The organism is Ahrensia marina (assembly GCF_001293565.1).
Taxonomy (GTDB): domain Bacteria; phylum Pseudomonadota; class Alphaproteobacteria; order Rhizobiales; family Rhizobiaceae; genus Ahrensia; species Ahrensia marina.
This window is the reverse complement of the sequence record NZ_JXMU01000018.1, coordinates 81,229-93,329: the sequence shown is the minus strand read 5'-3', so window position 1 is coordinate 93,329 and position 12,101 is coordinate 81,229. Positions and strand designations below refer to the sequence as shown.

General features: G+C 49.9%; 15 protein-coding genes. 6 read left to right on the top strand and 9 right to left on the bottom strand.

The window, feature by feature from the left end:
• Positions 1-212 precede the first annotated feature (212 nt).
• On the bottom strand, positions 213-395 hold the full coding sequence (locus SU32_RS17675; RefSeq protein ID WP_425394278.1) for a YnfA family protein: 183 nt from the start codon (positions 393-395) through the stop codon (positions 213-215).
• A gap of 11 nt (positions 396-406) precedes the next feature.
• Between SU32_RS17675 and SU32_RS12815 the strand changes: the two genes are divergently transcribed.
• A complete protein-coding gene (locus SU32_RS12815; RefSeq protein ID WP_053999769.1) occupies positions 407-775 on the top strand; it encodes a YkvA family protein in 369 nt (122 codons plus the stop codon).
• A 121-nt stretch (positions 776-896) separates the two neighbouring features.
• On the opposite strand, the gene virD4 is transcribed toward SU32_RS12815, so the two are convergent.
• The 3 genes from virD4 to SU32_RS12800 are packed head-to-tail and all read right to left on the bottom strand — an operon-like array spanning position 897 to position 5,139.
• Complete coding sequence (gene virD4 / locus SU32_RS12810; RefSeq protein ID WP_053999768.1) at positions 897-2,756, bottom strand: type IV secretion system ATPase VirD4; 1,860 nt, start codon at positions 2,754-2,756, stop codon at positions 897-899.
• A complete protein-coding gene (locus tag SU32_RS12805) occupies positions 2,756-4,636 on the bottom strand; it encodes a relaxase/mobilization nuclease domain-containing protein (protein WP_053999767.1) in 1,881 nt (626 codons plus the stop codon). The genes virD4 and SU32_RS12805 overlap by 1 nt, the downstream gene beginning before the upstream one ends.
• Positions 4,633-5,139: a DNA mobilization endonuclease VirD1/MobC family subunit gene (locus SU32_RS12800; protein WP_053999766.1), complete on the bottom strand. Its 507-nt coding sequence runs from the start codon at positions 5,137-5,139 to the stop codon at positions 4,633-4,635. Before SU32_RS12800 ends, SU32_RS12805 begins: the two co-directional genes overlap by 4 nt.
• Before the next feature lie 380 nt (positions 5,140-5,519).
• Between SU32_RS12800 and SU32_RS12795 the strand changes: the two genes are divergently transcribed.
• The 3 genes from SU32_RS12795 to SU32_RS12785 are packed head-to-tail and all read left to right on the top strand — an operon-like array spanning position 5,520 to position 6,968.
• Positions 5,520-6,218, top strand: coding sequence for a nucleotide-binding protein (locus tag SU32_RS12795; protein ID WP_053999765.1), 699 nt, complete (start codon positions 5,520-5,522; stop codon positions 6,216-6,218).
• Positions 6,218-6,748 (top strand): VirC2 family conjugal transfer protein, encoded by a 531-nt coding sequence (locus SU32_RS12790; protein ID WP_053999764.1) that lies wholly within the window; start codon positions 6,218-6,220, stop codon positions 6,746-6,748. The genes SU32_RS12795 and SU32_RS12790 overlap by 1 nt, the downstream gene beginning before the upstream one ends.
• A complete protein-coding gene (locus SU32_RS12785) occupies positions 6,732-6,968 on the top strand; it encodes a hypothetical protein (protein WP_053999763.1) in 237 nt (78 codons plus the stop codon). The genes SU32_RS12790 and SU32_RS12785 overlap by 17 nt, the downstream gene beginning before the upstream one ends.
• Here SU32_RS12785 and SU32_RS17380 read toward each other — a convergent pair.
• Positions 6,962-7,138: a hypothetical protein gene (locus tag SU32_RS17380; RefSeq protein WP_201454943.1), complete on the bottom strand. Its 177-nt coding sequence runs from the start codon at positions 7,136-7,138 to the stop codon at positions 6,962-6,964. The two genes, SU32_RS12785 and SU32_RS17380, sit on opposite strands and share 7 nt — an antisense overlap.
• Positions 7,139-7,209: 71 nt before the next feature.
• Positions 7,210-7,542 (bottom strand): single-stranded DNA-binding protein, encoded by a 333-nt coding sequence (locus tag SU32_RS12780; protein WP_053999762.1) that lies wholly within the window; start codon positions 7,540-7,542, stop codon positions 7,210-7,212.
• Positions 7,543-8,423: 881 nt separating this feature from the next.
• Between SU32_RS12780 and SU32_RS12770 the strand changes: the two genes are divergently transcribed.
• Together SU32_RS12770 and SU32_RS12765 are read left to right on the top strand one after the other, a co-directional pair.
• Positions 8,424-8,666, top strand: coding sequence for a WGR domain-containing protein (locus SU32_RS12770; RefSeq protein WP_053999760.1), 243 nt, complete (start codon positions 8,424-8,426; stop codon positions 8,664-8,666).
• 220 nt (positions 8,667-8,886) lie between these two features.
• A complete protein-coding gene (locus tag SU32_RS12765) occupies positions 8,887-9,474 on the top strand; it encodes a hypothetical protein (protein ID WP_053999759.1) in 588 nt (195 codons plus the stop codon).
• Positions 9,475-9,655: 181 nt separating this feature from the next.
• On the opposite strand, the gene SU32_RS12760 is transcribed toward SU32_RS12765, so the two are convergent.
• Genes SU32_RS12760 through SU32_RS12750 form a run of 3 tightly spaced genes read right to left on the bottom strand, consistent with a single transcriptional unit; the run spans position 9,656 to position 11,906 of the window.
• Positions 9,656-10,291 carry a hypothetical protein gene (locus SU32_RS12760; protein WP_144421132.1) on the bottom strand — a complete coding sequence of 212 codons (636 nt, stop codon included), beginning with the start codon at positions 10,289-10,291 and terminating at the stop codon, positions 9,656-9,658.
• Complete coding sequence (locus tag SU32_RS12755; protein WP_053999757.1) at positions 10,288-11,313, bottom strand: nucleotidyl transferase AbiEii/AbiGii toxin family protein; 1,026 nt, start codon at positions 11,311-11,313, stop codon at positions 10,288-10,290. Before SU32_RS12755 ends, SU32_RS12760 begins: the two co-directional genes overlap by 4 nt.
• A complete protein-coding gene (locus SU32_RS12750) occupies positions 11,313-11,906 on the bottom strand; it encodes a DUF6088 family protein (RefSeq protein WP_053999756.1) in 594 nt (197 codons plus the stop codon). The genes SU32_RS12755 and SU32_RS12750 overlap by 1 nt, the downstream gene beginning before the upstream one ends.
• Positions 11,907-12,101: the final 195 nt, after the last annotated feature.

The following is a 12,101-nucleotide window of genomic DNA, read 5'->3' as shown; positions in this document are numbered from 1 at the left end:
TGATGGAAAACGGCATGATGGACGGTATGGGAGGCATGATGGGATTTATGGGTGGTGGCATGCTGCTCGTTGCAGCCGTGCTAATTGGGATTGGTTTTGCCATTGGCTACGCAGTTGCTAAACGTCGATAGCAGGAACGTGACAAGATTAAGCGCTTTTGCGTGGTGAAAACTAAATGATTATCCCAGCAACCAGTGCCATGCAATATCTCATTAGTCGGGTGTTTGGCCTTTAATCTGCCGAGGCCAGAGCAACGAACCAAAAATATAAACACCACTATAGGAGGCGCAGGCTCGCTCTGCATGTCTGCTGGGCGCTAATGTAAAAAGCCATGCAAACGCTATCAAGGCTACGATACCGGAAATATCGAAACAGTGTGCGCCGCTATTTGTGATAGAAAATACTGATGATAGAAAAGCTGAAATCTTGGGCGCGCACCGTTAAAACGGATATAGTATCCTTGTATATCGCCTTGAAAGACACCCGCACTCCACTGCTCGCAAAAGTCATTGCGGTTAGTGTCGTAACATACGCACTCAGCCCGATTGATCTGATTCCAGATTTCATTCCCGTTTTCGGATATCTCGATGACCTTCTGATTGTTCCGTTGGGAGTTGCCATCGCCGTGAGGTTGATACCTAGCAACCTAATGGCGGAGTTTCGGGCAATGGCAATCGAGCATGAACGCTTACCACCAAGCAGAATTGGTGGTTTTATCATTGCCTGCCTTTGGTTGTTTGGATTGACTGCATGTGGATGGTGGCTATTCAGCTGATATTGAGCTTTGCGTTGCAAAAAACACCCCTATTGCAACAGTTTTTTGACAGTAACAAAATCAATCACTTCGCTGTCGCGTAAACTAGTCGCGAAATTTGAAGGTCGTATAAGGGCTCAGTTCAGCCATTGCTCGAAACTTCAGACTTCACAAACTTGATCCGTGAAAGCAGGTCATCATGATGGGATTTCATGGCAGTGAAGTCCTTCAGACTAATGTCATCTTCCAATTCTGATAAGTCTTCCGTGGAGTTTTCAATATCGGCCTTCTCAGAGACCTCAACTCTCCCTTTCCCTACCACTACGGGTTGGTTCAAGCCGTCGGGCATTGGAGCTAAAACACCCTGCTCTTCAAAGATCGGATTCAGATAGCGGTCGTCAAAATACCGCACCTTTTGGGCCAGCACTGGATTGGAGTCTTGAATGAGCAAGACACACTCATCAGCAGATAGGCTTCTCAATTCCTCTGGACGCAAGAGACGCGCGCCCTCTTCCCGCTCCTGAATATTGCTCTTACCGATCTGTCCCATTGTCCATGATTTCGACCTGGCTTTGCGCGTGAAATTACCGATTGCTTTGGAAACATAGTCCGGCGTTTCACTGTCGGCGGGCGCCATGAACAGCTGAAGACGGCAATTGGCCAGGAAGTTCTGCGCCCCATCATTTCCATAAGCGCCACGCAGTTGAGACAACGATTGTGCGACGATCATCATCCGCCCACCGTAGCTTCGAATAGTCGATATGGCTTGGCTCAGCGCGTTCATTCGTCCAAGTTGAGGGAACTCGTCCAGCAAAAAGAGGACTGGATATGGTTCATCTTGTTTTGGTTCGGATGTTTGCAGGATCACCACTGCTTGCTGGAAGAGAAGACGAATAAGCGGTGCCAATACTGATAGGTCGTTCGGCGAGACGATAATATAGATGCTGGCAGGGCTTCGCCTGAGATCGCTGATATCAAAATCAGAAGCTCCAGTGACCGCGCGCACCATTCCGTCACGCCAAAGGCCAAGGCCGCCATCAAAGAGTACAGACATATAAGCTGACAGTGTTCTGTCCGCGATACCTTCCATCCGGCTATAGATCGATTTGGCTTCGGGAATGTCTGTTTCAGCAGCGAGCTTTTCAAACATTCCATTGAAGTCACCACCTTGGCTCAGAAGATCATAAACGGCTGATATCGTCGGCGTCCCCCGGTCCACAACGACTAACACACTTGCTGCGAAGATCTCTTTTGCACTGATGAGAAAACCTTGGACGTTATCACCTGGCATAACGATGAAGCTCTCGGCAATCCGCTTTGCTTCGGTGAACCTGCGTTCTGGTGCCAACCTGGCGACGCCTTCAAGGGGATTGAAACGGTGCGATTGACTGTTTTCATCGAGCGGTGAGAAACGATAGATTTTATCGCCAAGCCCTGCCCTTGCCCTTGCTGTCTTGTCATAGTTTTCGCCTTTGACATCGAGGCAGATGATCGAGCCGCCATAGGTCAGAAGCGTTGGAATGACGATACCAACACCCTTACCGGAACCAGTTGGAGCGCAGATAAAGCTATGCGGGATTTCACTTGATGTAATGAATTCACCGCGCGATTTGGGTGATCCGAGTTTCGCATAGATTGGCCCTGACATATCTTTCAGCCTGACAGCGAGACTGGCTTTCTTCAACTCATCCTTTGTGGCCCATTGAGCTGAACCATGACTGTCGAGTTTTGGTCTATGAGCAAGGGCTATCAGAGCAATCATGCAGACAAAAGCTGCACCACCTATAATCATTCCTCCTGTCTCAAAGGGTTCCTGGAGGCGTCCAACGACCCATGGCGCATAGTCGAGGATTTCAAAACCTTGTACGTCGTTGAATTTCCCGCCCAAAGAGACAACCGCATAGGCACTTGCAATGACAATGCCGGCTGTACCCCCTGCTATGAGGCCGACAAATCCAAAGATGAGAGCGTCCGACAAAATCTTCTTTGTTGAGGTACGCATTACAAATCCAATCCCTTACTATTGGATCGGTCGCTGGATTTAACCGCAAGCTGTGCTGCCTGCTCAGCTTGTCTGTCCACTTCTTTCATGGCCAGCTTCAGCTGAGTTTTACGGCCATCATCTGCAATCAGGCTTTCGGCTTCCAAATATCTACGGCCAAGTGCCCTTTGCGCATCCTGGTTTGTGGTCACTTGCTTTAAGACCTTGGTCTGACCTGCTTCAAGGTCGCGTAGTTCGGCCGATGTCAGTGTTTCTTTGACCGTCCGGCGGAAGTCGGTTTGCTCGTTTTCCTGAAGCATTCGGTCCTCTTGGATCAATTTGGCAATACGATAGAGTTGTTTCTTGCGTGCGGCATGAAGCTGTAAATCGCGCTCCGCCTTGCGGTAGGTTTGAAGGGCGTTTCGGTGGAGCTCATCATAGGCAGCCTGGGCAAGCGGTTCGAGCTGTTTTCTCGGACTACTATTGTCTTGATAGGAGAGATTCTTTTTAATGTCTTCCAGTTCATCTTTGCGCCAACGGTCCGCTAAACCGATGGAAGCAGGTGTTGCTCGATCATAGCGGCTGACAATGCGATCAGGATCAAGACCGGCCTCTTTGGCGAGTTTTGCCACCTGCCTATCAGCGCGTTCTTTGATTTCTCGTTCAACACCATCGCGAGCCTCGATGCCTTTATAGAGACCATCCGGGTTATACCGCGTGTGAAGCACGAGAGCTGCTACATCCGGCAGATGTAGAGCGGCCTCTGCTTTGATCCGCGCGGCATCCCGCTCAAACAGCGACCGTTGTTTGCCAAAGGGTAGCGTGTCGATTTCAGCATCAATCTCGTTGATGCTGGCCAATATCTCACTGCGTCGGGACATGATGAACTCGTTTCGTTTCTTTGCCTCTTCAAGACGGGTTTGGGATTTGGAATGCCTGTCCGGTTTGATTTGCCTACCATCAACCAAGGTGGCGGCCATTTCCCTTAGAGCTTTGGCCAGGTCCGGATAATCATTTCTGATCAGTCTGGCATCGGATGAATATTGGCCGGCATAAAGTGCAATGCTAGCGGCCGCTTTCATGGCAGTTATCGGTGAATGGGAGGGAGCAATCGGCTTCCTCCCTTCTTTCTCGGCCCTGCGATACTCCGCATCAGATATGGGCCTGTCTGAAAGACCACGGGCATGGCGCGAAGATGCACTAAGATAGATGCCTTCCTGTGCAGATAATTCGACTTGAAGCGCCCTGAAGGTTGCATAGTTGAACGCCCCTTCGCGGTGAATGGACAACCAATTGCCATGTTCCATGCCGCGCCGATTGACGACGATATGGATATGAGGATGGTCGCGATCTGTATGGAAGGCGGTGTAATAGTCGTAGACATCGCCATACTTGCCCGATGAAAACATCTCCGCGGCCCACGCTCTGCCGATACGGTATGCTGCCTCTTTGTTGGTCTTCTGCGGAAAGCTGACGACGATGTGTTTGGTCTTGTCGTAATCGCCCTTGTTTGAGCTTGTGATATTCCAGCTTTCGATCAGCTCTTCGCGCTCAGTATCTTCTAGCTTTACTCCAAAATAGAGGTCTGACAATTTCAGCTCGGCGCTGCCTTTTTGCGTGAGATAGTTCATCTGCGCGCGCATACCGGATGCGTTGGACGTGCCGCCCTGACGGATGACTTTGACAAATGATTGCGGGGAGCGATAGCGGCTGCGCGTCGTCAACCGACCGGAGCTTTTGCCATCCTGCTCGTATTTATCGAAGACGTGATAGAGCAATGAAAGTCGCAGCGAATTGCCGGGATCAATCTCGCCCCAAGGCGTACCCATGACGATATCAACCGGAGCCATAAGTATGCCGGTATGCTGGTCTTTCAACAAGGAAGGAACATGCACTGTCATGGTTGCTTCGATGCCTCCTTCAAAGTAGTGAGACCATCACTGCGTCTTCGGGTCACATTGGTGATATTTTGCAGGACACGCTGCAATTGACGCAGCTCCTTACCCAGTTCCTCTCGGTCTTCCATAAAAGCGATATAATCCGGACTGCCCGTCCGATTGGCAGCCTTCGCGATCTGATTAATGTTTCGAGAAACGCCAATGATTTGCTTTGTGACAAGTTCCAGATTGTCAGCAGATCGATTGCTCAGTTCCAGAAAACCAGCTGTGTGCCTTGCCATGATCCGCATGGCTTTGTTTGGCGTCAGACCCAGTTCATCACACGTGTTTTTGAAGGCCTCTTTTTCAACAGGACGCAGCTTCACGCTGACGGTAGCGAAGCCAATTTTGTCGTCTGTTGGAGCCACTTTTTTCGACAAGCGCCGACGCTCCAAGGGCGTCTTACCCTTCCAAGCGCCTTGTTCTGCCGCTGATGTGCGTCTTGAATTGCCTGTCTTGATCGCCAAAACACTTCGCCTCTCATCTCCACCTCCCAATTAACTTTCGAGCGATCGGCAAACACTGGCCAATTCATAGGGAGGGAGGGTGCAAGGCTAGGTGCTACCTTTAGCTATATCCTGCCTTGCACCCTCCCTCTTACCTTAACGCTACACATCGACTGACCGTTACTTAGTTCTGCTAAAGCGGATTAAGCATTTCATGCTGCCGATAAGTGAGGAGAATGGATATCCATGAGAAACAGTTGAACAGATATCTGGATGTTTCAGGGAACTGAAGCTTCTGGGTATTTGGTGTTTTTGGATATCTGGATAAGTCGATATTTGTACCAAATGGATAGATAGATATTTGGTGGGAATAGGGAGCTTATCAGCAGCGGAGCATGCTGATGAAACAGGTCACATTCTCATCATTCAAGGGTGGCTCAGGCAAAACAAGCGCCGTCATGGTCGTCACGTCCATTCTGGCATCAATGGGCAAAAGTATTGCCCTGATTGATGCCGATGAAAACATCCCACTGCTGGAATGGCGCGACGCTGCCATAGCAGCAGGCACATGGTCAGATCAGGTTACGGTGTTCGAGGCGGACGACCTTCTTAGCTTTGAAAAAGCGTTCGAAAGCGCCGCAAGCCAAAACACTGACTACACACTTATAGATACACGCGGCGGTGGTTCGGAACTCAACAATGCCTGTTTGATCAACACTGACTTGGTTATCATTCCATCGGCATTGACCAAGCTCGATATGACGCAAGCTCTTTCAACATTTGAGCATACGGTTGAACTGCATCAGGCCACGCACGCCAGCATACCCACTGCACTGCTGATCAGCCGTATACCGGTCGGCAAATTGACAATCTCACAGAGACAAGACCTTGAAGCCCTGTCCACCCTGCCCTGCTGTGAAACGCGGCTCCATAACCGAGATGCTTACGCATCAATCGCGAAGCGTGGGCTCCTGCACTTGGTTCACGAGCAGATAGCCAATGATCCGATGAAACGAATAAGTGCAGGACACTTTGCAACGGCCTTGGAGGAAGCAAAGTCTCTTACACAAGATATCCTTGAAGCATTGGGAGATGCTTGATGGGCATCAAGCAGCCGCCAACCTATGTGCATCCCAATAAGCGGAAAACAGTAACACCGGAACCAGTTCGGCGGGCACCGCAGCAAGCCCCAAAGAAAGAATGGCCGCAAAAGAAGAAAGAGGGAACTGAGCTTGGAAAGCAAAGAAGGTTATCGCTACAAAGCGCGGACAAAACGATCCGCTTGCGGTTGGTGATCTATCCGCCAACAAACGGTCAACTTCCTCTTTATGATCAAATGATCGCTTCCGGAATTGAACCAAAGACTGCTTTGCTAGGGTTGCTCAAAAGAGGGTTTCCAGCTTTCGAGAAGAAGCTGACTGCTGGCTCAATCAAGGCTCCAACTAACGATCTCGACATCTCTGGCGCACCTGTCGACACCACGCGGAACGTCTCACCACAATTTATTGAAGCTGCCAAAGCCCTATTCGACCCCTTCGAAATTTTGTCTGACAGGGCCTTAGGTCGAAAAATTGCTGAGACCATACTTGTTCAAATCGAGGAGAACGAACCCGATGCCAAACAACATTGAAATCGAAGTGTCGTCATTGGTCGCCCGGTTTGATGAATTACAGATTAAAGCGGATCATGATCTTGCCCGTTTGATCGAGCTGCTCTTACTGGAAAACCATGTGCTGACACTGGGCCAGTCACACGGTTTTGCGAGAGGGGCGAATTTGGATTTTTCCAAATTTCCTAGATTTCTAGCACGCACCGACCCTGAACCCGAAGAAGATAGTCCGGCTCAATGAGCCGGATCTGATTTTACTGATTCTTCATAGCGCTGCTGTGCAAGGATCGCTTCAATGTTCAATTGCTCGACGATTTCAGGATGTTCGTCAGTCTCAAAGGCGGAAAGGAATCTCTCATGGGCTAGTTCGGCTTCAAGTTCGGCAAGATCAAGTGATTGTTGAAAAGTCATATCTTCGTCCTCAGTCAGATTTGTTCAAAGTGGGAGGAGAAGGTGGCCGAGTGGCCACCTCTCGATCAGGCTCATTTGCTGTCTGAGGTGAAGGCGATGACGTCGAAGTCTTGGGCAACCAGGTTGGTCGTGTAGATCGTCTCGCCGTTCTTTTCGTAGTTGTTCTCTTGAAGAGAGCCCTGGACGATGAGTTTGTTGCCCTTCTTTCCAACCTTTGAATTTTTAAGGCGTTTGCGGAGCGCTTCGTTGAAGACGGTGACTGAGAGCCAGTTGGTTTTGGTTGTCCAGTTGTCTTGTTCGCCTTTGACAGGGCGGTCTGTTGCGAGTGAAATGCGCGTGACTTTGTCTGATGTGTTGATGTTGCCAATGCGTCCGATGATTTGGAATGTTGCGTTATCGATCATTGTCTGTCTCCAGTGGTTGGTGTTTCGATGGGTCGTATCAAGGCTGATGGTTCTCAGCCGCTGAAACACCGGAAGGCGCACTGGCGCGGCCCGCAGGCGAAGCCGAGGACACGGGTGCAACTGGAGCAGCGAAGCTGTTTAGTGATTTTGGCGGATGAGGTTCTCTGCCACGTCCCATCTCATCAGAAACACCGCGCCACCGGAGACCGCTGTGACTTGATGTTGCAATTCTATCTATTTGGGCGCCTGTGACATCGGCACCTTCCCAAAGTTATGGTTTCACTCCAAAACTTGATGCCAAAGACGTTGTTCGAGAAAGCAGCAATCAGAAACGACTGATCATACTCGGCATTTTCGATAACTGCGCTTGCTTAAGTGCGCGTCTTTTCACTAGTGTTGGAATGCTCGTTGCAAAATCAGTGAGCCGGGACCGCTAACCCGAGAAAACCAGAGAACGGCCAAGAAACGTGAAGTGACGGTATCGTTCCCTATACGTGCATCCGAATTTCGGCCGGATGGCGTGGGAATGTCCAGGTTTCGGCTAAATACCATGCACGAGTCTCTGGCTCGTCTTAGCGGCATCCGGCTATTGGGATGATGGCTATGACAGTGTCACACACAGAACAGGTACAATACGGTCTCCGGCTCAACAGAGCCTATAAGGACGGTGACATGGACGCTCTCATGTCCCTCATATCCAGTTATATGCTGAACGCTGGGCTGGAAGTCGAAGAGAAAGAGCTGTTGAAATTTTATGAGATGAACTTGGTACGAAATCATCGCGCAAATTAATCGCTTGGTTCAATAAAATGAATCGATGAGTGGTTATCGATTCAACGAATTCATTGGTCGCAGGATTCCTGCAATGTCAGAATCGGCATATGAAGCATTTACCAGACATCTCGCTGACTAAAATCGATCCCGCAAAGAAGATGTGCCGCTTCTACTCTTTGTCCGTCCAGCCCAATCTATTCGGCGGATACTCTTTAATGCGTTGCTGGGGCCGAATAGGTACTCAAGGCCAATTGAAGATCGATATGCACCTAACCGAGGCGGATGCAGTGGAGGCAAGTGAGCGATTGAACGGATCTAAATGCAAACGCGGATACCAAGCATCGCTTTAAAACCCGCGTGAAGTAAGTGGTTCGCATGTCAAATGAAGGTTCGGCGCTACAGCAACTTCAACTTTCTTGGCGACTCAGGTGCGGATATTTTCCCATTATTAAATCGTCGAACATCTAGTGTTCGACATGACTGCCTTTATCCAGTCAGCGCCTAGAGGGCCAATAAGCCTCTTGCGTAAAGGAGAGTATTTGGCTCACCTTCAATACATCGGAGTCAAAAATGGATCGAACAAACAGTCAGGCGTCAATCTACGCGCATACCATGCGCGAATTTAAGGAGAAGGTTGTTGCGCCCGCAATTAGTCAGCTTGAGCTCATTCCCCACGAAATGGTAGGTGGCAAAAAAAAACATCTCATTCAAATTACCAGAGACAATAGTCATAATTCACTTTGTTATGAAATGCGTCTGGGCTTTGCTCTTATTATTGGAGCAACATTCGAGCGGGGCTTGCGATTTTGGGTGTCGATTGATGAGCCTCGACTCCGTTCCGAAATCGAAATGTCCAGCCGTGCAAAGTTGAATGAATATGTCGGAAATCTTAAGGGCTCAAAGGTCGCTGCAATGCTCGAAACCGACGATCTTCGTGAACTTTGGGAGCTAGTAAGCTCAGCACGGCATGGCAATGGTCCAGCAACCAAAAGGCTCCAAACTCCTAATCCATCGCTTTGGCAGCATCTCGATTCCATGGCAAAGCCAATTTATGACGATTTAGGCCTGACGGCATACAGCATCCGCGTTCATGATGGCGATATAGAGCGCTACTTTCATTCCACGATCAATTTTTGGGAAAGTGTTAGCGGCAGATGAGCTTGCCAAAGACGATGAGCCCCAGTCGACTTCACTCGCCAAAGTCTCATAAACTTCCTGTGCGCATTCAAGCAAGCAGCTGCAATGAGAGAATTGAGAAACTTCACCCAAAAAATTGGACTTGGATCAGTTATGATAACTGGACCTTATCGTAACTTCAGCCGTGCCGTTCGATTCAACCTTATTTGTCAGAGCTTGCCGCTTGCTTTGGGTTGCTGTCGGCTTGTTCCTCGCTGAGAAATTCAACGGTTTCTAGCATGGCTTCAAAGTACGAAAAAACGTCGAAAACAATATTCCATGTTTTATTGCCTATCTTACCTTCAAGCTCGATTTCTCCGGTCATGTAGAAGACACCTTCGTCCTGAGGCTGTGATCCATTGTCGTAAACTGGTCGGAAATCATTTGTATGAATGATCTTGTTGCAACACTCTCTCAGCGTTGGTTGGACCTCATCATCGCCGTATGACGTGGCAAATGCGTTATGGATGGCTAGTTGTTCTTTTTTAAATACCGCAAAGCCAGCGTCATCTTTGAGTTGGTCGTCCAAAGCGCGATAGAAGACAGATATTGTGAGAAGTATCGCAGACAAGCGCTCTTCAGTGCTGTCTTGGTGGAGCTGAACCAAAAGAGGGTGAGACCATGCAGGGTCCTCGCTGAAGTCCTTCAGATCGCCATTCCAAAGGGTCTCAAGTCCACGAGTCGCCATGGCGACTTCAAATCCTTCACGGCACATGGATGTGATGGCGTCGCTATCGAAGGCAAGTGGTTTCACGAAGGGGTGGTGGTAGGGGTTTTCGGTTGGTGGTCGCGCCATCATCTCTCCTGTGCATTTACGCGGTCCTGAAGGACAGACAGACGGTCCATCAAATCTTCAAACGAGATAACGTCCGCCTGGAACAACCCGGCATCAACCATCTTGCCATAGTCCCGTTCCAATGCCTCGAGTGGTGCACTGGTCGGTACAAGATTGAGAGATCCTTCCACCGCAACTTGATAGTCAATGACGGCGCCGGTGGTGTCGGTTTCTCGAAAGAAATGCTGTTTGTGCTCGGCGACATCATTCGCGAGAACTCGGTCATTCAACGCGTTTTCAGCGATGCCAATCTGGTCCAGACAGTCCAGGTCGTACCAATGGCGGGCATATCGATCACCACCACGGAATGCACCACGTAGGCAATAAGCATGGATGGCTGTCGCTTTCTCCCAAAACGTCCGTTCAGCTGTCATGACGCGGGGATGAGCTTCGGGGAGGGCAAGTCCTTCAATCGCTTCGGCCAGATCACATCTCACAATACGGCGCTCCGCGGGCTCACCTGTTGAACGGGCCCCAAATTCCAAAAGAACTGTTGGTCGAACATATCCTGTACCGCTTCGAACGGCGCGGTAGTCTAGATGGAGATTGTCGTGTTCCAAGCGCAGTTCTGCTCCAACCCCATCGCTTGCTATCCTGTCCACAACAAGCGGAACGACCTCATCTCTGATCCATCCCGACAATCGGCTTTGAACAGCCTCTGTCCACTTCTTCGCCTGCGAACGGTTCGGAGGATAAGGTTTGTCTGGGTCATCGATAAGGTCGGGAATGATCTTCCTGATATCGTAGGTGACGTCGACATCTTCTGAGAACCGGTCAATCGCCTTGTAGACTTTGGATAGCGACGTGCCGCCCTTGAAAACCAAGCTTTCACCGAGTGCGCTGTCAAAGAGAGCGTTCAAGGCCCAGACAACCCAGATGTCTTTTTCCAATAAATCTGCAGGCCGCCCCAGTTTCGAGGCGGCCGTTTCCAGAGCATCAATCTTGTCATTGTCGGACAGGGAGAAATAGTCTGATGTCTGAGCCATTATGCCGCCGCGAGGACGCTGAGCTCTTTGGCAAGCCAGGTTGGCGTACCAGCCCGCAAAGCAAAAAGCTCATTTCGCTCTTTTTCGTTGAGTTTTGACTTAAGCCGACGCAGAACCTGCTTGGCTTCCGACCTACCATAATATGCAATTGCTCTGAGCGCGTGCCCGGCCTTGCTTTGCGGTGCACGCAATTGCCAGTTTGGTACATGGTGTAATTCAACACTTTGAGCACCCAACTTGAGACGCCGGCTCCGGCCAGATGTCCAGTAAACCTTCCGGGTCGGGTTCTGCGTACTTAACCCAAGCATGTTGGCAGCAGACGCGCCGCTTGCGGAAACCGTTTCACCAGTAGTCTGCATGATATGTTCAACAACGGCCTCAACGGACGGTGACCGTTCGCCAAAGCGCGTTTTCACAGGCAGCGCAAACAGTCCGCGTTTGATGCGCATAAGTTCGCCACGTCGGACGAGCCGAGACAATGCCTGATCAACAGCTGCACGCTCTCCCAGATGCAACAATTCCTTCGCAGAAATAGTCGCGCCTTCGGGCAAACTTGCGGCAAATGCCTTGATGGATTCAGCGGTTGTATTCATGTCATACTCCTAGTGTCAGAAATATAATAAATTATCTGACACACTTCAAGTGATTTATGGAGCAGTGGTGCTGGCTAAGGCATTCTATTGAACACGCATGACCCTGCGGACAGAAAGCACTACATCTGGTTACGGCATAGTTCGATATAGCAAATTGCAGGCGAATCTGCCATTGAACAGAAGCAATTACGACAA

Bases quoted from the DNA above. Each gene is read 5' to 3' on its own strand.
- SU32_RS12815 (WP_053999769.1), top strand. From the start codon at position 407: ATGATAGAAAAGCTGAAATCTTGGGCGCGCACCGTTAAAACGGATATA.
- virD4 (WP_053999768.1), bottom strand. From the start codon at position 2,756: ATGCGTACCTCAACAAAGAAGATTTTGTCGGACGCTCTCATCTTTGGA.
- SU32_RS12805 (WP_053999767.1), bottom strand. From the start codon at position 4,636: ATGACAGTGCATGTTCCTTCCTTGTTGAAAGACCAGCATACCGGCATA.
- SU32_RS12795 (WP_053999765.1), top strand. From the start codon at position 5,520: ATGAAACAGGTCACATTCTCATCATTCAAGGGTGGCTCAGGCAAAACA.
- SU32_RS12790 (WP_053999764.1), top strand. From the start codon at position 6,218: ATGGGCATCAAGCAGCCGCCAACCTATGTGCATCCCAATAAGCGGAAA.
- SU32_RS12785 (WP_053999763.1), top strand. From the start codon at position 6,732: ATGCCAAACAACATTGAAATCGAAGTGTCGTCATTGGTCGCCCGGTTT.
- SU32_RS17380 (WP_201454943.1), bottom strand. From the start codon at position 7,138: ATGACTTTTCAACAATCACTTGATCTTGCCGAACTTGAAGCCGAACTA.
- SU32_RS12780 (WP_053999762.1), bottom strand. From the start codon at position 7,542: ATGATCGATAACGCAACATTCCAAATCATCGGACGCATTGGCAACATC.
- SU32_RS12770 (WP_053999760.1), top strand. From the start codon at position 8,424: ATGAAGCATTTACCAGACATCTCGCTGACTAAAATCGATCCCGCAAAG.
- SU32_RS12765 (WP_053999759.1), top strand. From the start codon at position 8,887: ATGGATCGAACAAACAGTCAGGCGTCAATCTACGCGCATACCATGCGC.
- SU32_RS12760 (WP_144421132.1), bottom strand. From the start codon at position 10,291: ATGATGGCGCGACCACCAACCGAAAACCCCTACCACCACCCCTTCGTG.
- SU32_RS12755 (WP_053999757.1), bottom strand. From the start codon at position 11,313: ATGGCTCAGACATCAGACTATTTCTCCCTGTCCGACAATGACAAGATT.
- SU32_RS12750 (WP_053999756.1), bottom strand. From the start codon at position 11,906: ATGAATACAACCGCTGAATCCATCAAGGCATTTGCCGCAAGTTTGCCC.